Here is a 24,001-nt window from a genome sequence, read left to right as displayed (position 1 = left end):
GGTCAGCCGGCGGCGGTGCGGGCGGCGAGGTCGTCGATGACGGCACGCAGGTCGCCGGTGCGCTCCAGCACCCGACGCTGCCGGGTCGCGCCGGTGCCGTCGCGGCGCAGCCGGGCCAGTTGCGCCAGCACGTACCCCAGGTCGCCGTGGCGCAGCAGGGCGGGCGCGATCACCGCCATCAGGTCGTCGACCAGCTCCCAGGCGGGCCGGGCGCCGCCGGCGCGCAGGTCGATGAGGTCGCCGTCGAGGCCGTCGTGGGCGGCCCGCCAGTGCGCCGCGGCGACCAGGCAGTCCCGCACGGGCGGGGCGGTCACGCCGGCGCGTACGTCGTCGGCGAGGGTCGCGACGAGGGACCGGACCAGCGCGGCGACGAGCACCGCGTCGTCCACGTCCGGGCAGACGTCGCCGACGCGCACCTCCACCGTCGGGTACGCCGACGACGGCCGGGCGTACCAGTAGACCATCGCGGCGTCGAGCATGATGCCGGCGGCGATCAGCTCGTTCACGGTGCGGTCGTAGTCGGCGGCGGAGTCGAAGTACGGCGTCGGTCCGATGCTGGGCCAGCGTTCCAGCTGCATCGACCGCCAGCTGGCGTGACCGGTGTCGTATCCGTCGTGCAGCGGCGAGTTGGTGGTGATCGCCTGCACCACAGGCAGCCACACCCGTAGGTGGTTGCAGACCTGCACGGCCAACTCCCGGTCGGGCAGCCCGACGTGCACGTGGCAGCCGCAGACCGCCGGGTCGTGCGCCACCGGCCCGTACCGGCGCGACATCGCGTGGTAGCGCGGCTCGTCGGGCACCGTCCGGTGCGGCTCGGCCAGCGGGGTGGCGCCCACCGCCACCAGTCGCGCGCCGGCCGACCGGGCGGCCTCGACGGCGGAGCGGCGCAGCGTCACCAGGTGCGCGCGCAGCTCGGTGAGGTCCGCGCAGACCGGGGTGACCATCTCCACCATGCTGTGCCGGAACTCCTGGCGGCTCTGGTCGCGGGCTGGCCCACGCAGTGCGGCGAGCACCTGGTCGGCCACCGGCAGGTTCCGGCCGCTGTCCGGGTCGATCAGCAGGTACTCCTCCTCGACGCCGAGCGTGAGGGTGGACAGGTCCGGCACGGTGGCGACGACTGTCGAGCGGTACGCCATGTCCCCTCCCCCATCCACTGCTGCGGCGGCGCCTCGGTTTCCCGGCCGCCCGCGCGGCAAACGCGCTCAGATCCCCGCCCGGGCCGCCGCGCGTGCGGTGAGGAAGGCCCGTTCGGCCGCGTTGTCCGTCCGGGCGGCAGCTGTCCGGTACGCCTCGACGGCCTCCCCGCTGCGGCCGAGCCGGGCCAGCAGGTCGGCGCGGACCGCGTGGTACACGTGGTAGCCGGCCAGGTCGAGGCGGTCCACCTCGGCCAGCGCGACAGCCACGCCTGCCACCTCGGCGAGCGCGACGGCCCGGTTCAGCGCCACCACCGGGCCGGGGGCAGCCACCGTGAGCTGGTCGTACAGCGCAAGGATCTGCGCCCAGTCGGTGTCGGCGGCGCGCTCGGCGACGCTGTGCACGGCGGCGATCGCGGCCTGGATCTGGTACGGGCCGGGCCGGGCCCGACGCAGGCAGCGGCGTACCAGCATTCGGCCCTCGGCGCGCAGGGCGGTGTCCCACAGGCGTCGGTCCTGCTCGGGTAGCGGCACCAGCCCGCCCTCGGCGGTGGTCCGCGCCGGACGACGGGATTCGGTGAGCAGCATCAGCGCGAGCAGGCCGAGCGCCTCCGGCTCGTCGGGCATCAGCTCGACAAGCAGGCGGGCCAGACGGATCGCCTCGGCGCACAGCTCGGCGCGGACCAGGTGCCGTCCGCCGCTGGCCGTGTGCCCCTCGTTGAAGATCAGGTAGAGCACCGCGAGGACGGCGTGCAGCCGGTCGGGCAGGTCGGCGTCGCGGGGCACCCGGTACGGGATGCCCGCGTTGCGGATCTTCGACTTGGCGCGGACCAGCCGCTGCGCCATCGTCGGCTCGGGCACCAGGAAGGCGCGGGCGATCTCGGCGGTGCTCAGGCCGCCGAGCAGGCGCAGGGTGAGGGCGACCCGGGCGGTCGGGGCGAGCGCCGGATGGCAGCAGGTGAAGATCAGACGTAGCCGGTCGTCGCGCACCGGTCCCTCCTCGCCGGGTGGGTCGGCGGCGTACAGCAGTGCCGCCTGGGTGTGCCGGTCGGCCCGGGTCGCCTCCCGGCGCCGCCTGTCGATGCCCCGGTTCCGGGCCGTGGTGATGATCCACCCGGCGGGGCTGGGCGGCGGGCCGGTTCGCGGCCACTGCGCCACCGCCACGGTGAAGGCGTCCTGGACGGCCTCCTCGGCGAGGTCGATGTCGCCGAGGAGGCGCACCAGGACGGCGACCGCGCGGCCGTACTCCGCGCGGAACACCGCCTCCACGTCGGGCACGGTCAGTTCCCGGCCCCACCCTGGAAGGGGCGGACCTCGATCGGCAGGGTGGTGGCCAGCGCGTAGCGGCGACCCCAGTGCAGCGCGGCGTCCAGGTTCGGCACGTCGACGATGGTGATGCCGCCCAGGTACTCCTTGCCCTCCACGAACGGCCCGTCGGTGACGAGGACCTCGCCGTCGCGGGGGCGCAGCACGGTGGCCGTCTCCGGGCCGTGCAGGCCCTGCCCGAAGACCCACGACCCGGTGGACGCCAACTCGTCGCGCAGCTCGCCGAGCTGGCGCATCACCCCGGCCAGGAACTCCGGGTCCGGTGGCAGCTCGCCCTGCGGCTGGTGAAGGCTGAGCAGGTACAACGTCATCGGTCCTCCTCGTGGGCGGCCGGCCCGTCGCCGACCTCTCATCCTCCACACGATCGGCCGCCGCCCGAATCGACACGTCTGTGGAAAATTCTCGGCGGCCGGTCCGGCCCAGCCCGGTGGCGGCGGTGCCGCGACCGCCAGCCATACCCGCCACGGTTGCGGGTAGAAGCCAATGTGGCCGACGGCATCCGGGTGGGTAGTGGCCGGGCGCGGTGCGCGCCGGTGAGCGGGCGGCGGCCGAGGTGCTGACGCGGTGACCGGCACGACCGAGGCCGGCCCGGTCTCGGCGGGACCGGGCCGGCTCGGCCCTCGGTGCGACACGCGCCGACCCGGTCCGTGGGACGATCGGGTCGGCGCGGGCGCCCGGGTCAGGGGTAGGTGGTCAGGTACACCGTCTGGTTGGCCGCGTTCGCGGTGCCACCGGCGTTGTTGATCACCCGGTTGATGGTGCCGACGCCACCGAGCGAGACGGTGACCATGTTCGTGAAGCGCACGTTCGGGTTGACGGGCACCTCGAACGACCGCTCCTCGACCACCGCGGGATTGACGTTGAAGTAGCTGTAGCTGCCCAGCCCGAACGCCTGGTGGCTGGTCACCGAGTCGGCAACCTTGTACGCGGCGTACCCCCGGGTCGAGCCGTTCATCCAGGCCGCCTGGTTGGGCGGGTCGTACGGCAGTTCGTTCTGGTAGAAGTACGTCCGGCCGCCGTTGCCGTTCCAGATCGTCTGGTACTTCTGGTAGTGCTCGACGAAGAGGCCGTACATGGTGACGTCGTCGCCGTTGACGGTGAGCCCGGTGTCGGCGGTGTTCAGCGTCCACCCGGTGGGCACGCCGCTGGCCGCGTGGTCGGCCCGCCACAGCCACATGTGGTCGCCGATTACGTTGTCGCTGTTCACGGTCAACGTGTTGGTGGCCTTGCCGACGTGGGGTCCGCCGATGCGGAAGAACACGTCGTGCAGCGACGTCGGGTTGCTGGCGTGGCTCGCGGCCGACCCGGACGGCCCGACCTCCATGAGCACCGGCGAGTTCGTGGTGCCGGCCTCGAACATCAACCCGGCGACCTTGACGCCGTCCACGTCGGCCACCCGCATCCCGACGCTGCCGTTGTCGGCCTGGATGGTGGCCAGGCCCAGGCCGAGGATGACCGTGTCGGTCCGGTTGACCTGGATCGGCTCGGTGACGTGGTGCACTCCCGGGGTGAAGAGCAGGTGCCGTCCCTGGGCGAGGGCCGCGTTGATGGTGGCGGCGCTGGTGCCGGGCTGGACGACGTAGAACTGCGACAGCGAGATGGACGAGCCGGCCGGGGTCTTGTTGTACCAGCTCGTGCCCGTGGAGTTGGTGCGCAGCGCCGGCACGAAGACGCGGTACTCACCGCTGCCGTCGACGTACAGGAACGGCTTCTCGCGGACCTGCGGGGTCTGCGCGATGACCGTGTGCGACGGGTTGGGGAAGCTCGGGGCCGGGGCACCGATGACGCCCTGGAAGACCATGTTCCACACCGAGCCGGTCCAGCCGTTGCCGAACTCGCTGTTGCGCGAGTACCACTGCTGCTGCGAGCCGGAGACGACCAGGCCGTCGACGCGGGTGTCGGCCAGCAGACCGCCGCTGGACCAGCCGTCCCCGCCGTTCCAGAGCTGGATCTGGTTCTGCGCGCCGCGCAGGTGCATCCGCCGGTACGGGGCGGCCTGGGACACCGCCCAGCGTTCCACGGTCTGCCCGGCGGGCAGGGTGACCGAGAGGTTCTCGGCGGCCCGCCAGAAGTTCTGGGTGGCGTTGCCGCCCATCCAGAACGCCTCGGTGCGGACGTGGCCGTTGAGGTTGACGTCGTCGGGGCTCATGCCGAGGCCGGCGACCTGGGTGAAGAAGCCGAGGTTGACGTCGGCCGTGTAGGTGCCCGGCTTGAACAGCACGGCGTACCGCTGCGGGCCGAACTGGTTGGTCTCCTGCTGGGTGAAGAGGGTGTTCAGTCGACTCTGGATGGTCGAGGTCGGCGTGCTGGGATCGAAGACGAACGTGTTCGACCCGAGGTTCGGGTTGTACGGGTCGGTGGTGCCGACCGGGGGCTCGCTGGTGCCGCCTGTGGTGTTGACCGCCAGCTCCCACAGCGAGTAGCCGTACGTGGTGCCCCGGGCGGTGCCGTACATCCGGAGGTAACGGCCACTGCCGCTGACGGTGAGGTTCTGCGTGCCGCCGGTGCTGGTGGTGGTCGAGTAGATCGTGGTCCAGGTGGTGCCGTCGGCCGAGGTCTGGAGCTGGAAGGACCGGGCGTACGCGGCCTCCCAGGTGAGCGTCACCCGACAGATGGTGCGGGTGCTGCCGAGGTCGACGCGCAGCCACTGCGGGTCGCTGGCGGCGCTGGCCCAGCGGGTGCCCGGGTTGCCGTCGACGGCGGCGGACGCCGCGAGGCCCGCGTCCTGGGTGGACGAGGCGGTGGCCGGGCTGCCCTGCGCGACGTTGGTGCTGCCGCAGGTAGGCGTGCTGCCGCCGGTCTCGCCGTACACCTGGAACTCCCAGAGCGAGTAGCCGTAGCCGGTACCCCGGGCGGTGCCATACATCCGCACGTACCGGCCGGCGCCGGTGACGGTGAGGTTCTGGGTGCCGCCGGCGCCGGTGGTGGTCGAGTAGATGGTGGTCCAGGTGGCGCCGTCGTCGGACGTCTGGAGCTGGAAGGCCCGCCCGTAGGCGCCCTCCCAGAGCAGGTTGACCTGGCTGATGGTGGCCCGCGCGCCCAGGTCGACCTGGAGCCACTGCGGGTCGCTGAAGGCGCTGGCCCAGCGGGTGCCGGTGTCGCCGTCGACCGCGGCGGCGGCGGCCAGGGTGCCGGCGTTCTCGGTGGACGAGGCGGTGGCGGGACGGCCCTGGGAGAGCAGGGTGGGGGCGGCCTGCGCCGGGGTGGTGCCGCCGGTCGGCGTGAGCGCCGCGACCACTGCCACGGTGAGCCCGACGAGCAGGTGCCGGACGGGACGCCGGGGGCGCGGACGTACGGATGTAGCACGAGATGTCATGACATCGCCTGTCGCTAGGGGGTTACGGGGGTGCCGCGCGGGTGGGATCGGCTCGCCCCGTGGCGCCGTGGGTGGTGCCGCCGATGCGGCGTCGCGGGTCGGAGAGCGCTTTCGTAGGAGTGTTGCGGCGAGATTGCGACGACGTCAAGACATCGATCTATAACTTTGTTATTTATCCCGAGGATGCTTTTTTGTGTAATTTGCTGGTCGGCCGCGCGGTCGCTCCCGCTCAGCGGCGGACGCCGCCCTCGGTGAGGAAGCGGGCGATCGGGAGCGTCGCCGCCCCCAGCGCCACCGCGTCCACGCCGAGCCGGCACAGCTCGATCGACGCCTGCTCGTACGGCTGGCGCAGCGCCTGCCGACCGGCCGCCTCCCGCACGGCCGGCAGCAGGTCGCCCAGCGCCATCGCCGCCCAGCCGCCGAGCACCACCCGCTGCGGGTTGAACAGGTTGATCAGGTTGGCCACCCCGGCGCCCAGGTAGCCGGCTGTCTCGTCAAGCACCCGTCGCGCGGTGGCCGAGGTGTCCGCGGCGGCGACCAGGGCGGCGAGCTGGGATTCCTCGTCCTCGCCCGGCGCCGCTCGCCCCCGACGCGCCTCCCGGTAGCGCTCGATGATCGCCTCCGCGCCCACGTACGCCTCCAGGCAGCCACGGGCGCCGCACCGGCAGGCCCGGCCGCCGTACACCAGTGTGGTGTGTCCCCACTCCCCCGCGCTGCTGGACGCGCCCCGGTAGGTGGCGCCGTTGGTCACCACGGACGCGCCAACGCCGGAGCCGACAAGCGCGAAGACGGCGTGCCGGGCACCGCGCCCGGCGCCGAACCACATCTCGGCCTGGCCGAGGGTCTTCGCGCCGTTGTCGATGTGCAGCGGCAGGTCGGTGCCCGCGCTGATCAGGCGTTCCAGCGGCACCCGATCCCAGCCGAGGGCCTGGGCGTGCACGACAGCCTCGACGCCCTGCTCGACGACACCGGAGACACCGATGCCGACGCCGAGCACGTCGGCGGGGGCCACGCCGGCCTCCCCGGTCACCGCGTCGATGCCGGCCAGCACGTGCCCGGCCACGACGTCCGGCTCGGTCCGCGCCGGGTCGAGCGGGTACTCGATGCTGGCCAGCAGGGTCATCGCGAAGTCGAACAGCTCGACGCGGACCCGGGTCTCGCCGACGTCCACGCCTGCCACGAACGCGAAGCGGGGCGCGATCCGCAGCAGCATGCTGGGCCGGCCACCGTCGGACTCGGCGGCTCCCGCCTCGGCGACCAGCCCCTCGTCGATCAGGTCGGCCACCACGTTGCTCACCGCCGGCTGGCTGAGCCCGGTGCTGCGCACCAGGTCCTGGCGGGTGAGCGGACCGTCGAGGAAGAGCCTGGTCAGCAGGGCGGACCTGTTGCGCAGCCGCACGCTGCGGTTGGTGGCACGCGCCAGCTCCACTCGTCACCTCGTTCCCGTCGGCCGTTCGAGGCGACTGTAACCGCCCCGTGCTTGACGACCCACCGACCAGCAACTTTAATGACGACATAAATTAAGCCGTGATGTAACTCCCGGGAAACGCCGACGGACCCCGACGGCGCACCCCCGAACCCCTGTCCGCGGCCGGCCGCCCGTCGCCCACCCCTATCGGTGACGAAGGCCGGCGGACCCCCACCACGCACCGGAAGGGCAGACCGTGTCGAGACGACACCTCGGGATATTCACCGCCGCCGTACTGGCAGCGGCATCGCTCACCGCCTGCGGCGGCTCCGGCGACGACTCCGCAGCATCGCCCAAGACGCTCACCTACTGGGCCAGCAACCAGGGCGCCAGCCTGGAGGCGGACAAGACCATCCTCCAGCCGGAGCTGGACAAGTTCGAGAAGCAGACCGGGATCAAGGTCACCGTCGAGGTGGTCCCCTGGTCGGACCTGCTCAACCGCCTGCTGGCCGCCGCCACCTCCGGCAAGGGCCCGGACGTGGTCAACATCGGCAACACCTGGTCGGCGTCGTTGCAGGCCACCGGCGCGCTCGTCGAGTTCGACGACGCCACCCTGCAGGCCGTGGGCGGCAAGGACCGGATCGTCCCCGCCGCGCTCGCCGCCGCCGGCGCCCCCGGCAAGCCGCCGGCCGCCGTGCCGCTCTACAGCATGGCGTACAGCCTGTACTACAACAAGAAGATGTTCGCCGACGCGGGCATCACCGCGCCGCCGACCACCTGGGAGCAGGTCGCCGAGTACGGCAAGAAGCTCTCCACCGGCGGCAAGTGGGGCCTCGCGATCGAGGGGGCCAACCCGTCGGAGAACGCCCACCACGCCTTCACCTTCAGCCAGCAGTACGGCGGCGAGTGGTTCGACTCGGCCGGCAAGCCGACCTTCGACACCCCGCAGAACGTCTCGGCCATCAAGCGCTACATCGACTTCATGGCCGCAGACAAGATCACCAACCCGAGCAACGCCGAGTACGCGCAGAACCAGTCGGTCTCCGACTTCGCCAACGGCAAGGCCGCCATGCTGCTCTGGCAGTCCGCCGGCTCGAACCTCAAGACGCAGAACATGCCCGCCGACGCGTACGGGGTGGCCCCGGTGCCGTTCCTGGCCAGCCCGCCGGCCGGCGGCAAGAAGGTCAACAGCATGGTCGCCGGGATCAACATGGCGGTCTTCAAGCACACCAAGAACAAGGACGGCGCGCTGAGCTTCGTGAAGTTCATGACCAGCGACGAGGAGCAGACGATCCTCAACAAGACGTACGGCTCGCTGCCGGCGGTCAAGACCGCGGGCTCCGACCCGGCGTTCACCGCCCCGGAGCAGAAGACCATCCAGGAGACCCTGGTCACCACCGCGGCGCCGCTGCCGCAGGTGCCCGAGGAGAGCACCTTCGAGACCCTGGTCGGCACCGCGATGAAGGAGCTGTTCGCCGACGCGGCCAGCGGCAAGCCGGTCACCGAGGCATCGGTGAAGGCCAAGCTGACCGAGGCGCAGCAGAAGATGCGCTGACCCAGGCGTCACAGGTGGCCGTGGTCGGGCGTCGAGCCCGGCCACGGCCACCGCCTCCGAGAGGACCCCGATGGCAACCAGCACCACCGCGCCGGACGCCGGCCGGCGCGAACCCCGGGCCGGGACACCCGCCCGGGCGCCGGCCCGCCGGCCCCGCGGCCCGCGCCGCTCACTCCTGCCGTACCTGCTGCTCGCACCGGCCGTCGTGCTGGAACTCGCCGTCCACGTGATCCCGATGGTGGTCGGCGTCTGGATGAGCCTGCTGGAGCTGACCCAGTTCCACATCCGCGACTGGTCCACCGCACCCTTCGTCGGGTGGGACAACTACCTGGCGACGCTCGACATCAACAGCGCCGCCGGCAAGGAACTGCTGCACTCGTTCTGGATCACCCTGGCGTACAGCCTGTTGTCGGTCGGGTTCGCCTGGCTTCTCGGCATCTCGGCGGCGGTGGTGCTGCAACGACCGTTCCGGGGACGGGCCCTGCTGCGGGCGCTGTTCCTCACCCCGTACGCGCTGCCGGTCTACGCCGCGGTGATCACCTGGAGCTTCCTGCTGCAACGCGACACCGGCCTGGTCAACCACGTCCTCGTGGACCAGCTCGGCCTGCTCAACGAGCGGCCGTTCTGGCTGATCGGCGACAACAGTTTCTGGTCGCTGCTCGTGGTGTCGGTGTGGCGCAACTGGCCGTTCGCGTTCCTGTGCCTGATGGCCGGCCTGCAGAACGTGCCGGGCGAGCTGTACGAGGCCGCCGCCATCGACGGCGCGGGGTTCTGGCGCCGGCTGCGCTCGGTCACCCTGCCGATGCTGCGGCCGGTGAACCTGGTGCTGCTGCTGGTGCTGTTCCTGTGGACGTTCAACGACTTCAACACGCCGTTCGTGCTGTTCGGCGGCTCCGCGCCCGAACAGGCCGACCTGATCTCCATCCACATCTACCGCAGCTCCTTCAAGACCTGGGACTTCGGCTCCGGCTCGGCGATGTCGGTGGCACTGCTGCTGTTCCTGCTCGTCGTCTCGGCCGCGTACCTGCTGATCACCAACCGTCGGAGGGACGACCATGCGTGAGACCGCCGGTGAGCGCTGGGGCCGGCGCATCGTCCTGACCCTGCTCACGCTCTTCGTCGTCATCCCGCTGTACGTGATGGTCACCTCGGCGGCGAAGCCGTTGCAGGACGTGCAGAACGGCTTCACCTGGTGGCCCAGTCGACCCACCCTGCAACCGTTCGTCGACATGTGGAGCACAGTGCCGCTGGCCCGGTACCTGGTGAACAGCCTCGTGGTGTCGAGCATCGCGGCGGTCTGCTCGGTGGCGGTTGCCATCTTCGCCGCGTTCGCGGTCAGCCGGTACCGGTTCCGGGGTCGGGGGGTCTTCTCGGTGACGGTGCTGTCCACCCAGATGTTCCCCGGCATCCTGTTCCTGCTGCCGCTGTTCCTCATCTACGTCAACCTGGGCAACGCGACAGGCATCGAGCTGTACGCCAGCCGTACCGGCCTGATCATCACGTACCTGACGTTCTCGCTGCCGTTCTCGATCTGGATGCTTGTCGGCTACTTCGACTCGATCCCCCGGGGGCTGGACGAGGCGGCGCAGGTCGACGGGGCCGGGCCGCTGCGCATCCTGTTCCGGGTCATCCTGCCGGCCGCCGTGCCGGGCGTCGTCGCGGTCACCGTGTACGCGTTCATGACCGCCTGGGGTGAGGTGCTCTTCGCCTCGGTGATGACCGACGAGGGCAGCCGCACCCTGGCCGTCGGCCTGCAGGGCTACTCCACCCAGTTCAACGTCTACTGGAACCAGATCATGGCCGCCTCGCTCGTGGTCAGCATCCCGGTCGTCGCCGGATTCCTGGCCCTTCAGCGGTACTTCGTCGCCGGCCTCACCGCCGGCGCGGTCAAGTGAGCCATCCAACCCCAGAGGAGAGCCGTCCCGTGCCCGACCTGTCCAACCTGCCACCCGACTTCCTCTGGGGGGTGGCCACCGCGGCGTACCAGATCGAGGGGGCCGTCGACGTCGACGGCCGGTCGCCGTCCATCTGGGACACCTTCTCGGCGACCCCCGGCACTGTCGACAACGGCGACACCGGCGCCGTGGCGTGCGACCACTACCACAGGTGGCCGGAGGACCTGGCGCTGCTGCGCCGGCTCGGCGTGCACGCGTACCGGTTCTCGGTGGCCTGGCCCCGGGTGATGCCCGACGGCGTCGGGCGGGTCAACGCCGCCGGGCTGGACTTCTACGACCGGCTCGTCGACACGCTGCTCACCGACGGGATCCGGCCGTTCGTCACCCTCTACCACTGGGATCTGCCACAGATCCTCCAGGATCGGGGTGGTTGGCCGGAGCGGGCAACCGCCGAGGCGTTCGCCGACTACGCGGCGGTGGTCGCCGACCGTCTCGGCGACCGGGTGGCCGACTGGTGCACTGTCAACGAGCCGCTCTGCGTGTCCTGGATCGGGCACCTGGAGGGCAACATGGCCCCCGGCGAGCGGGACCTGACCCGCGCGGTGCACACCTCGCACCACGTGCTGCTCGGGCACGGCCTGGCCACCCAGGCGATCCGTGCCAACGCCGCCCGCCCGGCCTCGGTGGGCCTGGTGCTGAACCTCAGCCCGATCGAGCCGGCCACCGACCGCCCCGAGGACGTCGCGGCGGCGCGGCGGGCCGACGGGCACGTCAACAGGTGGTGGCTGGACCCGATCCACGGGCGCGGCTACCCCGCCGACATGGTGGCAACGTACGGGGTCGAACCGCCGGTACGCGGCGACGACCTGGCGGTAATCGCCACGCCCACCGACTTCCTCGGCGTGAACTACTACTTCCGTCAGCTCGTCGTCGACGACCCGACCGGCGCGGCGCCGTACGCCAGGCAGGTGCCGGTGCCCGGCTCGGTGGAGACCGCGATGGGCTGGGAGGTGTACCCGGCGGGCCTGGAGCGGCTGCTTGTCGACGTGCACGAGGAGTACCGGCCGGGCCGGATCATCGTCACCGAGAGCGGTTCGGCGTGGCCGGACGAGGTCACCGCCGAGGGCGCCGTGGAGGACAAGGAGCGCACCGACCACCTGGAGCAGCACCTGGCGGCCTGCGCGGCGGCGGTGGCGAAGGGCGTGCCGCTGGACGGCTACTTCGTCTGGTCGCTGCTCGACAACTTCGAGTGGGCGTACGGCTACGACAAGCGCTTCGGGCTCGTGCACGTCGACTACGCCACGCAGCGCCGGACGGTGAAGGCCAGCGGTCTGCGCTACGCCGAGCTGATCCGCGCCCACCAGGCTCTCGCCGGGACGACCGGGACGGCCGCGCCGGTGGCGTGAGACGGGGGCCGTCCGGCCGGCCGCCCGGGGTGACCCGGGCGGCCGCTCCCGTCCGGATCGGATAAAACGCCGCCGACCGTCGACCGCAGTGGCTAGCCTGCGGCAATGTCCGCAGCACCCGACGAGGTCGAGCAGCCCGACGCCGAAGCACGGGTGTCCGGCACCGACCGGATGACGGCCTTCAGCGACGGCGTCTTCGCCATCGTCATCACGTTGCTGGTCATCGAGCTGCGTGTGCCGGAGCACCACGAGGGCGAACTGCTGGACGGCCTGCTCGGCGAGGGCGCCTCGTACCTGGCCTTCGTGGTGTCCTTCGTCTACGTCGGCGTGCTCTGGCTCAACCACCACGCCCTGCTGCGGCTGATCCGCGGCACCACCCTCACGCTGAGCTGGATCAACCTCGGCGTCCTCTTCGGCGCGGTGATCATTCCGTTTCCCACAGCGGTGCTGGCGTCGGCGTTCACCCACGGCGACACCAACGACCAGCGCGCGGCCGTGGCCCTGTACGCGCTGAGCGCCGCGCTGATGTCGGCCCCCTGGCTGGTGTTCTTCAGCTACCTGCACCGTCACCCGGCGCTGCTGCACCGCCGGATCACCCCCGACTACGCGCGCCGGCAGCGCCTGCGACCGATCACCGGGCTCGTGCTGTACGGGCTGGGCGGCCTGCTCGGCTGGTTCGTCAACCCGCTGCTCGGTCTGATCGCCGTCATCGTGATGATCACTTATCACGCCGTGACCAGCGAGGGGCTGCCCCGCTGGCTCACCCGTCACTGAAGGCCCGTAGCCGCAGCAGGTCGGCCGGTGTGTCCACGTCGACCGGGGAGCCGACGTCGTCGCAGGGCACCTCGACCACCAGGTCCGGATGGTGGCGCAGCAGGTCGCGGGCGCCCCGGTCGCCGACGGCGTACCGGTCCAGCAGCGGCCAGGCCTGCCGACCGAGCAGGACCGGGTGCCCCGGCCGGCCGGCGTAGGTGGCGACCGCGACGACCGCCCCGCCGGCGTGGGCCGTGCGCACCCGGCGCACCGCGGCCGGACTGAGCAGCGGCTGGTCCACCAGGGCCACCACCGCGGCCGGCACGTCCGCGCCCAGCGAGGCCAGGCCCCGGCGCAGCGACGAGCCGAGCCCCTCTGCCCAGCCGTCGTGGCGTACCGGCACCGCGCCGGGCACGTCGGGCGCCTCGTCGGCGCCCGCGCCGAGCACCACGTGCACCGGTGCGCACCCGCCGTCGCCCAACAGCCGGACGGCCCGCCGCAGCAGGGGCTCGCCGTCGAACTCCACGAGGGCCTTCGGGCGGCCGTACCGCCGTCCGGCGCCGGCGGCCAGCAAGAGCCCGGCGGTCAACCGCCTCACCTCCCGTACGGAGTGCTTTGCGTTATTCGCCCCGCGATATACCGACAAAGCTAGTCTGGGCCGGTGCAGGCCGGACCGGAGAACGCGAGGACCACCGACGAGCGGCACTCGTCCCGGGTGGCGTTCGACGTCAACGGCGTCCTCCGCGAGGTGACGCTCGACAACCGCACCACGCTGCTCGACGCGCTGCGCGAGCACCTCGACCTGACCGGGGCGAAGAAGGGCTGCGACCACGGCCAGTGCGGCTCCTGCACCGTCCTGCTCGACGGGCGCCGGGTGAAGAGTTGCCTGATCTTCGCCGTCACCCTGGACGGCCGGTCGGTGGTCACCGTGGAAGGGCTGGCCGGGTCGGACGCGCTGTCACCGTTGCAGGCCGCGTTCATCGCGCAGGACGCGTTCCAGTGCGGCTACTGCACCCCCGGGCAGCTCTGCTCCGCCCGGGGAATGCTCGACGAGGTCGAGCGGGGCTGGCCCAGCGCCGTCACCGAGGACCTGGCCGCGCCGCCGGAGCTGACCGACGCGGAGATCCGTGAACGGATGGCCGGCAACCTGTGCCGCTGCGCCGCGTACCCGCACATCGTCGCGGCCGTCCGGGCGACGGCGGCCGCGCGGTGAGGCCGTTTCGCTACCACCGGCCCGCCGACGTGGAGGAGGCGGTCGCCGTGCTCGCCACCGAGCCGCAGGCGGCGTACCTGGCCGGCGGGACGAACCTCGTCGACCTGATGAAGCTCGGGGTGCAGCGCCCCGACGTGCTGGTGGACGTGACCCGGCTGCCACTGGACACCGTCGAGGAGCTGCCCGACGGCGGACTGCGGATCGGCGCGACGGTGCGCAACAGCGACCTCGCCGCCCACCGGACGGTCCGCCGCGACTACCCGGTGCTGGCCCGCGCCCTGCTCGCCGCCGCCTCCGGGCAGCTGCGCAACCTGGCCACCACCGGCGGCAACCTGTTGCAGCGCACCCGCTGCGTGTACTTCCAGGACACCGGCAAGGCGTGCAACAAACGCGACCCGGGCAGCGGATGCGCGGCCCTGCACGGCCAGAACCGCGACCTGGCGGTGCTGGACTGGTCCGAGCAGTGCGTCGCCACCCACCCGTCGGACCTCGCGGTGGCCCTCGCCGCGCTGGACGCGGTGGTGGAGGTGCACGACACCGACGGCCCACGGGACGTCCCGCTCGCCGCCCTGCACCGCTCACCCGGCACCCATCCGGAGCAGGAGACCACCCTCGCCCGCGGCGCGCTCATCACTGCCGTGCGGTTGCCGGCGCTGCCGGCCGCGCGCCGTTCGGCGTACCTCAAGGTGCGCGACCGGGCGTCGTTCGCCTTCGCCGCCGGCTCGGTGGCCGCCGTGCTGGACCTGGACGGCGGGGTGGTCCGCGACGTGCGGCTGGCGTACGGGGCGGTGGCCCACCGGCCCTGGCGGGCGTACCGGGCCGAGGAGGAGCTGCGCGGTCGACAGTTCAGCGCGGAGCTGGCCGCGGCGGCCGCCGACGCCGAGCTGACCGAGGCGCGTCCCCTGCGGCACAACGGCTTCAAGCTGCCGCTGACCCGTTCCATCACCGTACGGGTGCTCACCGAACTGGCGTCGTCATGAGCACCGACGCGGTCGGCCGGGCGTACCCCCGCCTGGAGGGACGGGAGAAGGTCACGGGGACGGCCCGGTACGCGGTGGAGTACCCCGTCGACGGTGTCACCTACGGCTGGGCGGTGCCCTCGGCCGTGGTGCGGGGGCGGATCACGCGGGTCGACACGGCGGAGGCGCTGGCGTCGCCAGGCGTGCTGGCCGTGGTGCACCCCGGCAACGCGCCCCGGCTCGCGCCCGGCCTGGAGGCGGACCTGTGGCTGCTCCAGGAACCGACTGTGCACTACCGGGGGGAGCTGATCGCCGTCGTGGTGGCCACCAGTCTGGAGGCGGCCCGGGAGGGCGCCCGGCTGGTGCGGATCGACTACGACGCCGGACCGCACAGCACGGTGCTCACCGAGGACCACCCGGGCCTCTACAAGCCGGACCACGTCAACCCCAGCTATCCGACCGACACCGAGGAGGGCGACTTCGACGCCGGGTACGCGGCCGCCCCGGTGCGGGTGGACGCCACCTACCGAACGCCTGCGTACCACAACAACCCGATGGAGCCGCACGCCACCACGGCGCGGTGGCAGGACGGGCGGCTGCTGGTGCACGACTCCAACCAGGGCGCGTCCTCGGTGCGGGCGGCGCTTGCCGAGTTGTTCGAGCTGCCCCGGGAGTCGGTGCGGGTGGTCACCGAGCACGTCGGCGGTGGCTTCGGCAGCAAGGGGTACGCGAAGGCCTCGGTGGTGCTGGCCGCCCTCGCCGCCCGGCACGTGGACCGTCCGGTCAAACTGGCGTTGACCCGCCAGCAGCTGTTCGGGCCGGTCGGCTACCGCACCCCCACCATCCAGCGTGTCCGCCTCGCGGCCGACGCCGACGGGCGGCTCACCGCGATCTGCCACGACGCGATGAGCCAGTCCTCGACCATCCTGGAGTTCGCCGAGCAGACCGCCGTCTACACCCGCAGCATGTACGCCGCACCGCACCGCCGCACCACCCACCGGCTGGTCCGTCTCGACGTGCCGACACCGTTCTGGATGCGGGCGCCCGGCGAGTGTCCCGGTGCGTACGCCTTGGAGTCGGCGATGGACGAACTGGCCGTCGCCGTCGGTATCGACCCGGTGGAGCTGCGCATCCGCAACGACACGGCTGTCGACCCCGATCAGGGGCGCCCGTTCACCAGCCGCCACCTGGCGGCCTGCCTGCGCGAGGGGGCCCAGCGGTTCGGGTGGGCCGACCGGGATCCCGCGCCCCGGGCGCGGCGCGACGGGCGCTGGCTCATCGGGTCCGGCGTGGCCGGGTCGAGCTACCCGGCCCGCGCCAGGCCGTCCTCGGCGACGGCCACCGCGAAACCCGACAGCGGGTTCGTCGTCCGGATCAACGCCACCGACATCGGCACCGGCGCCCGCACGGCCTTGTGGCAGGTGGCCGCCGACGCGCTTGGCGTACCGCCCGAGCGGGTCGAGATCCACATCGGCGACAGCGAGCTGCCCACCGCACCGGTGGCCGGCGGCTCGATGGGCACCGCGAGTTGGAGCTGGGCGGTGATCCGCGCGTGCCAGGCGCTGCGCGGGAAGCTGCGCGACGGCGTGCCGACCGGTGCCGAGGTGAGCGCCGAGGCGGACACCTCCGAGGAGGTCGGCGGACAGCCCGGTCTGCCGCGGTACGCGTACGGGGCGCAGTTCGCCGAGGTCCGGGTGGACGCGACCACAGGCGAGGTACGGCTCAACCGGATGCTCGGGGTGTTCGCCGCCGGCCGGGTGGTCAATCCGGCGACGGCCCGCAGCCAACTCATCGGGGGCATGACGATGGGGCTGTCGATGGCGTTGCACGAGGAGGGTCTGCTCGACGAACGCTACGGCGACTGGGTCAACCACGACCTGGCCACGTACCACATCACCGGCTGCGCGGACGTGGAGTCCATCGAGGCGTACTGGCTGGACGAGCACGACGGCGAGCTGAACCCGGCCGGGGTGAAGGGCATCGGCGAGATCGGCATCGTGGGCGCCGCCGCGGCGGTCGCCAACGCGGTGTTCCACGCCACCGGCGTCCGGATCCGGGACCTGCCGATCCGACTGGACAAGCTCGTCGGAGTGTCAGGCTTGGCTTAAATAAGCCAGCGGTGATACAACTGTCGTCGTGCACGCCTTCGACGTGCTGGGCGATCCCGTCCGGCGCCGCATCCTGGAACTGCTCGCCGACGGCGAGCAGACCGCCGGCGCGGTGAGCGGTGTCATCCGCGACGAGTTCGGCATCTCCCAGCCCGCCGTGTCCCAGCACCTGAAGGTGTTACGGGACAACGGGTTCGCCACCGTACGACCGGAGGGCACCCGGCGGCTGTACGCGGTCGACCCGCGCCCGCTGCGCGAGGTCGACGGCTGGCTGGAGCACTTCCGCCGGTTCTGGACCCCACCCCTGGCGGCACTCGCCACCGAGCTGGCCCGGGGCCGACGCGAGCGTCGGCTGCGCGGGCCCTCCGACCCATCCGACGAGAGGAACACCTGATGTTCGACGCCACCGAGCAGATCAACGCCGTCCAGCGGCAGGTCGGCAACCGCACCCTGGAGGCCGGCGAGGCCCGGGTGGCCACGGTCAGCCAGACCTACCAGGCGACGCTCGACGACCTGTGGGACGCCTGCACCAACGCCGAGCGCATCCCGCGCTGGTTCCTGCCGATCAGCGGCGACCTGCGACTGCACGGCACGTACCAGCTGGAGGGCAACGCCGGGGGCACCGTGCAGAGCTGCGACCCCCCGCACGGCTTCACCGCGACCTGGGAGTTCGGCGGCGAGGTGAGCTGGATCGAGGTGCGACTCACCCCGGTCGACGAGGAGCGGACCCGCTTCGAGCTGGACCACATCGCCCACGTCGACCAGGACCGGTGGGCCCAGTTCGGGCCCGGCGCCGTCGGCGTCGGCTGGGACCTGGGGCTGCTCGGCCTGGCCACCCACCTGTCCGGCGACGGCAGCGGCGTCCGGCCGGAGGACAGCGCCGAATGGGTCGCCTCCGACGAGGGCCGGCGGGCCATGGAGCTGAGCAGCCGACTGTGGGACGAGGCCAGCATCGCCGCCGGCACCGACCCCGACGAGGCGCGCGCCGCCGCCGAGCGTACGACCGCGTTCTACACCGGCGCACCGGCCGCCTGAGGCGCCGCCGCCGGCCGGGTAACGTGCTGGGGCATGACCGGTACGCCGTACTCGCACTGCTCCTACTGCGGCGCGGCCTACCCGGCGGCAGCCGGGTGGCCGCGGGTCTGCGCGGTCTGCGGCGAGACCGTCTGGCGCAACCCCCTACCCGTCGCGGTGGCGGTGCTGCCGGTCCGCACCGCCACCGGCCTGGGCGTGGTGGTGGTCCGACGGGACATCGAACCCGCCCGTGGGCAGCTCGCGCTGCCCGGCGGCTTCATCGAGTACGGCGAGGAGTGGTCCGACGCGCTCGTGCGGGAGCTGCGCGAGGAGACCGGGCTGGTGGCCGCCGCCGGAGACGCGCGCCTGTTCGCGGTGCACGGCGCACCGGCGGGCGGCACCATGATGGTCTTCGGGGTGCTGCCCGAGCAGGTGGCGGAGGACCTGCCGCCCTCGGCGCCCACCGACGAGGCGACCGAGTGGTTGGTGCTCACCGACCCTGTCGAACTGGCGTTCTCCACCCACACCAGGGTCCTGGCCGACTTCCTTCGCCCCGCCTGACACCGCCCCGCACCGGCCACGGCCACCGTCAGCGGGGCACTGCCTCGTCGGTCCCGGCCCGGTAGCCGGCGGCCTGTAGCTCGAACAGCTCGCGGTAGAGGCCGCCGGCGGCCATCAGCTCGTCGTGGCTGCCCTGCTGGATGAGGCGTCCCTGGTCGAGCACGAAGATCCGGTCGGCGTGCCGCACGTTCGCCAGCCGGTGGGTGATCAGCACGACCGCCCGGTCGGGGTGGCGGCGCAGGTGCTGGAACAGGGCGTGCTCCGCGCGGGCGTCCAGGGCGGCCGACGGCTCGTCGCAGATCAGCAGGGCCGCGTCGCGGTAGAGGCCGCGCGCGGCGACCAACCGTTGCCACTGGCCACCGGACAGCTCGTGGCCGTCCTTGAACTCCCGGTCGAGCAGCGTGTCGTAGCCCTGCGGCAGGCCGACGATCATGTCGTGGGCGGCTGCCGCCCCGGCCGCCTCCTGCACGCTCGGGCCGGGTCGGTCCGGCGGACGGTCGTGCCGGCCGACCCGGATGTTCTGCCCGGCGGTGAACGGGAACTTCCACCACTCCTGGGTCATCACGGCCACCTGGGCGCCGAGGGCACGCGGGTCCAGTTCTACGGCGTCCACGCCGTCCCACCGGATCACCCCGCCGGTCGGCTGGTACAACCCCGCGATCAGTTTGGCCAGGGTGGTCTTGCCCGAGCCGTTCTCGCCGACCAGCGCCACCACCTCGCCCCGCCGGATGGTGAGGCTGACCCGGTCCACCGCCGGGGTGTCGGTGTCCGGGTAGCGCAGGCTCACCTCGTCCAACTCGATCACGTCGACACCGTCCGTCGACAGGTCGCCGCCGACCGGCACCCGGGCGTGGGCACGAGCCAGGAAGTCCCGGTAGTCCTGGTAGTAGAGGGCGTCCTCGTACAGCGAGTTGGTGGCGACCACCGCGACGCCCATGCTGGTGCGCGCGGACTGCAGGGCGAGCAGGGCGGTCGCGGCGGCGGCCAGGGCGACCATCCCGGCCAGCAGCAGCCCGCCGAGGACTGCGTACACCCCGAAGGTGGCGAGCCCCGCCATCGTCGCGCCGACGACCCGGGTGCCGGTCTGCGAACGGACCAGCCGCAGTTCGGCCCGGGTCTCGACGGCCATCACCCCGCGGTACTCCGCGAGCAGGAAGTCACGCATCTGGTACGCGCGCACCTCGGCCGCGGTACGCCTGTTCGCCATCAGGTGGGCCAGCATCCACATCCGGCGGCGCCTGGTGATCCGGGCCAGCATCGCCAGGTACTCCCGGCGGGCCATCCGTACCGCGGTGGCCGCCTGGGGCACCGCCGCGAGCAGCAGGCACGGCAGCAGCAGCGGCTGGATGACTGTCACCGCGACGGCGGTGGCGAGCATCCCGACCACGCCGGTGACCAGGTTGACCGTGTGGTCGACGATCCACGCGGCCTCGGCCATCCCCCGGTCACGGGCGCGGTCCATCTCCTCGGCGAAACCGGCGTCGTCGAACGCGGCGAGGTCCACCGCCGTGGTGGCCTCGAACAGCCGCAGCTCCACCTGGTAGTTGATCTGCGGGGTCAGCCGTGCCTGCGCCCAGCCCGCCGCGATGGTGAGGCCGCCCCGCGCCGACACCGCCGACGCGGCCACGATCAGCGCCGGCAGGGCCGATCGGACGCGGTCCGGGGTGGGACCGGCGGCGAACAGCTCCCGCAGCACGCTCGTCGTGGCGAGCAGGCCGAACGTGGTCATCACCCCGGCCGCGATGTTCAGGCCGATCGAGGCCACCGTGTCGCGGCGGTTGGTGGACCAGGCCAGCCCCACCGCCTCGCGGACCAGCCGGGGCAGCCGGCGGGCCACCGCCCAGAAGCTGGTGTGCGCGAACTCCTGGGCGTGGTGCAGCCACTCGCGATCCTCCAGCTCCGGGAGCATCGTGTCCGGTGGATCGTCCGGGTTGGCGTCGTCCTCGACGGGGGTGCGCTGGCGGGCCATCGACTCCACGGACCCTCCTCGGGGGCGGGCATCACGATCGCGCCGAGACTACTGCCAGCAACCAGGCGCTGTCTCTAGGTGATCGGCGCGTCGTGCGGCGCGTCCGGTGCGCCCCCGGCGACCGGGAGCAGCACCCGGAACGTCGTGCGCCCGGGCTCGGTCTCCACCCGGATGTCGCCGTGATGCTTGTGCACCACGATCCGGTACGAGATGTCCAGCCCCAGCCCCGTGCCCGAGCCGACCGGCTTGGTGGTGAAGAACGGTTCGAAGATGCGCGGACGCACCTCCGGCGGAATGCCCGGCCCGGTGTCGGTGACCTCCACAGTCAGCAGGTCGTCGACGCGTCCGGTGCGGACGGTCAACACGCCCTTCTCCCCCATCGCACCCAGCGCGTTGTCGATCAGGTTGGTCCACACCTGGTTCAGCTCGGCCGCGTACGCCGGCACCTGCGGCAGGCTCCGGTCGTACTCCCGGACCAGCTTGACCTCGGCGGGAATCTTGCCCTTGAACATCACAAGGGTGGCGTCGAGCAGATCGTGCACGTCCACCACCCGGTGCGGCGCGCGGTCCAACTGCGAGTACTGCTTGGCGGCCCCCACCAGGCCGGAGATCCGGGTGACCGCGTCGCCGATCTCGCGCATCAGCAGCTCGGTGTCGACCGTGTAGGTGAGCCACCGCACCGCCGCCTCCAGGTCGGCCGGACCGACCGCCGCCTTCATCCGCGCCAGGAAGGCCGCGTCGATGCCACCCCCGACCAGGATCGGCGCCAGGTCCCAGGCGTCCGTTACGCCGCGCTCCTCCAGCCAGTCGGTGAGCGCGTCCTCGGCGTCGGCGGTGGCCATCGGAGTCAACGTCGGCGCGGCGCCGACCCGGGCGACAGCCTCCTCCTGGAACGCGACCAGGCCGTGCAGGGCACTGCCGTCGAGCCGACCGTCAGCGATCATGGCGAGTTTGTGCCGCATACCGGCGACCCTGTCACGCAGCACCGACGTGGCCCGCACCGCCGCCGCCGCCGGATTGTTAAGCTCGTGCGTCAACCCCGCCGACAGGGAACCGAGAGCCAGCAGCCGCTCCCGCTCCCCCACGATGGTCTGCGAGTCCCGCATGCCGAAGAACAGCCCCTCCAACAGGTGCATGGGCATCGGGAACCAGGTCCGCAGGGCATAGGCGAAGTCCTCAGCCGGCAACACGAAGAAATCCGCGTCGGTCACCGCCCGCAGGCTGTTGCGGTAGGTCTGATCGACCTGGTCGCCCAGGTACGCCTGGGTGGCCCCGCCGTACACGCCACGCTGGTCGGTCCGGGAGACCTCCACATCGTCTCCGCGCACCTGCCGACTCAGCGCCACCGCACCGCGCACCAGCACGAAGAAGCACGTCGCCGGCTCACCCTCGCCGTACACGAGGGTGCCGCCGGCACGCTGCTCGACGCGGCCACGCTCGGCCAGCCAGTCGAGCTGACCGTCGTCCAAAGCTTCGAACAGGAACAGGGAACGCAGCTGCGCCGGCGTCAACCGGTCCGACTGACCGCTCACTGGACCTCCTTCGTTCGCGACTGCGGGGCTCGCAAACCCGGCTCACTCCTCGCACTCACCGAGCCTCCTCCGTTCGCGACTGCGGGGCTCGGAAACCCGGCTCACTCCTCGCACTCACCGAGCCTCCTCCGTTCGCGACTGCGGGGCTCGCAAACCCGGCTCACTCCTCGCACTCACTGAGCCTCCAAGTAGCGGTGCACGAGAGAGACGGCCATCGCGCCCTCGCCGACGGCCGAGGCGACCCGCTTGACCGACTCGGCCCGCACGTCGCCGGCGGCGAACACCCCAGGCACGCTCGTCTCCAGGTGGTACGGGTCACGCGACAGCGACCAGCCGGGCGGCCGCCTCCCCCCGGCCAGCAGATCCGGGCCGGTGACGATGAACCCGCGCCCGTCGCGGACCAGCACACCGTCGAGCCAGTCGGTGCGGGGCTCCGCCCCGATGAAGATGAACAGCCAGGACGTGTCCACCGAGCGGGACTGACCGGTACGGGTGTCGCAGAGGGTGAGCTGTTGCAGGTGCCCCTCCCCCGCCGCGCCGGTCACCGCCGTGTGCGGGTGCACGGTGATCCGGTCGATCCGCTCCAGCTGGTCGATCAGGTACCGCGACATCGACGCGGTCAGGTCCGCGCCGCGGATCAGCAGGTGCACCCGGGCCGCGTACCTGGAGAAGTGCACCGCGGCTTGGCCCGCCGAGTTGGCCCCGCCCACGATGTAGACGTCCTGGTCGACGCAGCTCGGCGCCTCCGTCGCGGCGGCGCCGTAGAAGACGCCCCGGCCGGTGAAGTCGGCCAACCCGGGCGCGTCGAGCACCCGGTACGAGACGCCGGTGGCCAGCACCACCGTGTGCGCGGCGATCTCGGTGCCGTCGCCGAAGCGGAGCAGCCGGGCGCCGCCCGCCTCGCTGAGCCCGATCACCTCCCGGGCGCTGAGCAGCTCGGCGCCGAACTTCACCGCCTGCCGCCGGGCCCGGTCGGTCAGCTGCGCGCCGGAGACGCCGTCGGGGAAACCCAGGTAGTTCTCGATCCGGCTGCTCTGACCGGCCTGCCCTCCGGTGGCGCGGCGCTCGACGAGCACCGTACGCAGCCCCTCCGAGGCGCCGTACACCGCCGAGCCCAGGCCGGCCGGGCCGCCGCCGATCACCACGAGGTCGTAGAAGTCCGACGCCGGCACCACGGTCAACCCGGCAAGGGTGGCCAGTTCGGCCTCGCTGGGGGCGACGAGCGCTTTGCCCTCGGCGGTCACCACAAGCGGCACGTCCGCCTCGGTGGCACCGGCGGCGTCGAGCAACCGGGCGCCCTCCGGATCATCGGCCAGCAGCCACCGGTACGGCACCAGGTTGCGGGCCAGGAAGTCACGGACCTTGAACGACGGGGCGGACCAGCGGTGCCCGACGACCCGGATCTCGGCGCTCGCCGCGTCCGGGGTGACCGACCACGCCTCCAGCAGGGTGTCCACCACCGGGTACAGCTTCTCCTCCGGCGGGTGCCAGGGCTTGAGCAGGTAGTGGTCCAGGTCCACCACGTTGATCGCCTCGATCGCGGCGTCGGTGTCCGTGTACGCCGTCAGCAGCACCCGGCGGGCGGCCGGGAAGATGTCCATCGCCGCCTCCAGGAACTCGACGCCTGTCATCTCCGGCATCCGGTGGTCGGCCAGCAGCAGCGCCACCTGTTCGCCGCGCAGCTTCACCTCCCGCAGCGCGTCCAACGCCTCCGGCCCGGAGGAGGCGCGCAGCACCCGGTAGCGGTCGCCGTAGCGGCGCCTGATGTCCCGAGCCACGGCCCGGGACACCACGGGGTCGTCGTCGACGGTAAGGATCACCGGGTTCGCCATGGCGCCCATGAAACCACCTGC

The 24,001-nt window shown here is 72.2% G+C and carries 20 protein-coding genes; 11 read left to right on the top strand and 9 right to left on the bottom strand.

From position 1 onward, the window contains the following. Window positions 1-2: 2 nt before the first annotated feature. The 5 genes from ACFY1S_RS17020 to ACFY1S_RS17000 all read right to left on the bottom strand — a co-directional run bounded on the left by ACFY1S_RS17020 (window position 3) and on the right by ACFY1S_RS17000 (window position 7,204). Window positions 3-1,136: a glutamate--cysteine ligase gene (locus ACFY1S_RS17020; protein ID WP_387118515.1), complete on the bottom strand. Its 1,134-nt coding sequence runs from the start codon at window positions 1,134-1,136 to the stop codon at window positions 3-5. Window positions 1,137-1,202: 66 nt separating this feature from the next. Beyond that, window positions 1,203-2,411, bottom strand: a complete 1,209-nt coding sequence (locus tag ACFY1S_RS17015; RefSeq protein ID WP_387118512.1) for an RNA polymerase sigma factor — start codon at window positions 2,409-2,411, stop codon at window positions 1,203-1,205. A 2-nt stretch (window positions 2,412-2,413) separates the two neighbouring features. Continuing rightward, a complete protein-coding gene (locus ACFY1S_RS17010; protein ID WP_387118509.1) occupies window positions 2,414-2,770 on the bottom strand; it encodes a YciI family protein in 357 nt (118 codons plus the stop codon). Between the two features lie 368 nt (window positions 2,771-3,138). Next, window positions 3,139-5,775, bottom strand: a complete 2,637-nt coding sequence (locus ACFY1S_RS17005) for a discoidin domain-containing protein (RefSeq protein WP_387118506.1) — start codon at window positions 5,773-5,775, stop codon at window positions 3,139-3,141. A 229-nt stretch (window positions 5,776-6,004) separates the two neighbouring features. Continuing rightward, window positions 6,005-7,204 (bottom strand): ROK family protein, encoded by a 1,200-nt coding sequence (locus ACFY1S_RS17000; RefSeq protein WP_387118503.1) that lies wholly within the window; start codon window positions 7,202-7,204, stop codon window positions 6,005-6,007. A 235-nt stretch (window positions 7,205-7,439) separates the two neighbouring features. On the opposite strand from ACFY1S_RS17000, the gene ACFY1S_RS16995 reads away from it, so the two are divergent. The 5 genes from ACFY1S_RS16995 to ACFY1S_RS16975 all read left to right on the top strand — a co-directional run bounded on the left by ACFY1S_RS16995 (window position 7,440) and on the right by ACFY1S_RS16975 (window position 12,813). After that, window positions 7,440-8,738, top strand: a complete 1,299-nt coding sequence (locus ACFY1S_RS16995) for an extracellular solute-binding protein (protein ID WP_387118499.1) — start codon at window positions 7,440-7,442, stop codon at window positions 8,736-8,738. Window positions 8,739-8,808: 70 nt separating this feature from the next. Then, window positions 8,809-9,801 (top strand): carbohydrate ABC transporter permease, encoded by a 993-nt coding sequence (locus tag ACFY1S_RS16990; RefSeq protein WP_387118496.1) that lies wholly within the window; start codon window positions 8,809-8,811, stop codon window positions 9,799-9,801. Next, on the top strand, window positions 9,794-10,633 hold the full coding sequence (locus tag ACFY1S_RS16985) for a carbohydrate ABC transporter permease (RefSeq protein ID WP_387118493.1): 840 nt from the start codon (window positions 9,794-9,796) through the stop codon (window positions 10,631-10,633). The genes ACFY1S_RS16990 and ACFY1S_RS16985 overlap by 8 nt, the downstream gene beginning before the upstream one ends. Window positions 10,634-10,662: 29 nt before the next feature. Beyond that, entirely contained in the window at window positions 10,663-12,039 is a 1,377-nt protein-coding gene (locus tag ACFY1S_RS16980) for a GH1 family beta-glucosidase (protein WP_387118490.1), read from the top strand. A gap of 105 nt (window positions 12,040-12,144) precedes the next feature. Beyond that, complete coding sequence (locus ACFY1S_RS16975) at window positions 12,145-12,813, top strand: TMEM175 family protein (RefSeq protein ID WP_387118487.1); 669 nt, start codon at window positions 12,145-12,147, stop codon at window positions 12,811-12,813. Here the strand turns inward: ACFY1S_RS16975 and ACFY1S_RS16970 are convergent. After that, window positions 12,800-13,390: an NTP transferase domain-containing protein gene (locus ACFY1S_RS16970; RefSeq protein ID WP_387118484.1), complete on the bottom strand. Its 591-nt coding sequence runs from the start codon at window positions 13,388-13,390 to the stop codon at window positions 12,800-12,802. The genes ACFY1S_RS16975 and ACFY1S_RS16970 overlap by 14 nt on opposite strands. Window positions 13,391-13,507: 117 nt before the next feature. On the opposite strand from ACFY1S_RS16970, the gene ACFY1S_RS16965 reads away from it, so the two are divergent. The 6 genes from ACFY1S_RS16965 to ACFY1S_RS16940 are packed head-to-tail and all read left to right on the top strand — an operon-like array spanning window position 13,508 to window position 18,647. Continuing rightward, window positions 13,508-14,005, top strand: a complete 498-nt coding sequence (locus tag ACFY1S_RS16965) for a 2Fe-2S iron-sulfur cluster-binding protein (protein ID WP_387119315.1) — start codon at window positions 13,508-13,510, stop codon at window positions 14,003-14,005. Next, the gene (locus tag ACFY1S_RS16960; protein ID WP_387118482.1) at window positions 14,002-14,985 is read left to right on the top strand and encodes an FAD binding domain-containing protein; all 984 of its coding nucleotides are present in this window, start codon (window positions 14,002-14,004) and stop codon (window positions 14,983-14,985) included. The genes ACFY1S_RS16965 and ACFY1S_RS16960 overlap by 4 nt, the downstream gene beginning before the upstream one ends. Next, complete coding sequence (locus ACFY1S_RS16955; RefSeq protein ID WP_387118479.1) at window positions 14,982-17,072, top strand: xanthine dehydrogenase family protein molybdopterin-binding subunit; 2,091 nt, start codon at window positions 14,982-14,984, stop codon at window positions 17,070-17,072. Before ACFY1S_RS16960 ends, ACFY1S_RS16955 begins: the two co-directional genes overlap by 4 nt. A 28-nt stretch (window positions 17,073-17,100) precedes the next feature. Continuing rightward, window positions 17,101-17,466 carry an ArsR/SmtB family transcription factor gene (locus ACFY1S_RS16950; protein WP_387118476.1) on the top strand — a complete coding sequence of 122 codons (366 nt, stop codon included), beginning with the start codon at window positions 17,101-17,103 and terminating at the stop codon, window positions 17,464-17,466. Next, the gene (locus ACFY1S_RS16945) at window positions 17,466-18,107 is read left to right on the top strand and encodes an SRPBCC family protein (protein WP_387118473.1); all 642 of its coding nucleotides are present in this window, start codon (window positions 17,466-17,468) and stop codon (window positions 18,105-18,107) included. The genes ACFY1S_RS16950 and ACFY1S_RS16945 overlap by 1 nt, the downstream gene beginning before the upstream one ends. A 33-nt stretch (window positions 18,108-18,140) precedes the next feature. Further along, window positions 18,141-18,647: an NUDIX domain-containing protein gene (locus tag ACFY1S_RS16940; protein WP_387118470.1), complete on the top strand. Its 507-nt coding sequence runs from the start codon at window positions 18,141-18,143 to the stop codon at window positions 18,645-18,647. A 28-nt stretch (window positions 18,648-18,675) separates the two neighbouring features. Here ACFY1S_RS16940 and ACFY1S_RS16935 read toward each other — a convergent pair whose 3' ends face one another. From ACFY1S_RS16935 to ACFY1S_RS16925, 3 genes are all read right to left on the bottom strand, one after another. Then, window positions 18,676-20,616, bottom strand: coding sequence for an ABC transporter ATP-binding protein (locus tag ACFY1S_RS16935; protein ID WP_387119312.1), 1,941 nt, complete (start codon window positions 20,614-20,616; stop codon window positions 18,676-18,678). A 74-nt stretch (window positions 20,617-20,690) separates the two neighbouring features. Then, window positions 20,691-22,148, bottom strand: coding sequence for an ATP-binding protein (locus tag ACFY1S_RS16930; protein WP_387118467.1), 1,458 nt, complete (start codon window positions 22,146-22,148; stop codon window positions 20,691-20,693). Between the two features lie 173 nt (window positions 22,149-22,321). Continuing rightward, complete coding sequence (locus ACFY1S_RS16925) at window positions 22,322-23,989, bottom strand: FAD-dependent oxidoreductase (protein ID WP_387118464.1); 1,668 nt, start codon at window positions 23,987-23,989, stop codon at window positions 22,322-22,324. Window positions 23,990-24,001 lie beyond the last annotated feature (12 nt).

It is taken from the genome of Micromonospora sp. NPDC000663 (assembly GCF_042898105.1).
GTDB lineage: Bacteria > Actinomycetota > Actinomycetes > Mycobacteriales > Micromonosporaceae > Micromonospora.
Note: the sequence above shows the minus strand (reverse complement) of the source record. Positions and strands in the feature narration are given on the sequence as shown.

What these genes read in the sequence shown, in the direction of transcription:
- ACFY1S_RS16925 (WP_387118464.1), bottom strand. Translation starts at nt 23,989, where the DNA reads ATGGGCGCCATGGCGAACCCGGTGATCCTTACCGTCGACGACGACCCC.
- ACFY1S_RS16940 (WP_387118470.1), top strand. Translation starts at nt 18,141, where the DNA reads ATGACCGGTACGCCGTACTCGCACTGCTCCTACTGCGGCGCGGCCTAC.
- ACFY1S_RS17020 (WP_387118515.1), bottom strand. Translation starts at nt 1,136, where the DNA reads ATGGCGTACCGCTCGACAGTCGTCGCCACCGTGCCGGACCTGTCCACC.
- ACFY1S_RS16935 (WP_387119312.1), bottom strand. Translation starts at nt 20,616, where the DNA reads ATGGCCCGCCAGCGCACCCCCGTCGAGGACGACGCCAACCCGGACGAT.
- ACFY1S_RS16945 (WP_387118473.1), top strand. Translation starts at nt 17,466, where the DNA reads ATGTTCGACGCCACCGAGCAGATCAACGCCGTCCAGCGGCAGGTCGGC.
- ACFY1S_RS17005 (WP_387118506.1), bottom strand. Translation starts at nt 5,775, where the DNA reads ATGACATCTCGTGCTACATCCGTACGTCCGCGCCCCCGGCGTCCCGTC.
- ACFY1S_RS16990 (WP_387118496.1), top strand. Translation starts at nt 8,809, where the DNA reads ATGGCAACCAGCACCACCGCGCCGGACGCCGGCCGGCGCGAACCCCGG.
- ACFY1S_RS16975 (WP_387118487.1), top strand. Translation starts at nt 12,145, where the DNA reads ATGTCCGCAGCACCCGACGAGGTCGAGCAGCCCGACGCCGAAGCACGG.
- ACFY1S_RS16985 (WP_387118493.1), top strand. Translation starts at nt 9,794, where the DNA reads ATGCGTGAGACCGCCGGTGAGCGCTGGGGCCGGCGCATCGTCCTGACC.
- ACFY1S_RS17010 (WP_387118509.1), bottom strand. Translation starts at nt 2,770, where the DNA reads ATGACGTTGTACCTGCTCAGCCTTCACCAGCCGCAGGGCGAGCTGCCA.
- ACFY1S_RS16955 (WP_387118479.1), top strand. Translation starts at nt 14,982, where the DNA reads ATGAGCACCGACGCGGTCGGCCGGGCGTACCCCCGCCTGGAGGGACGG.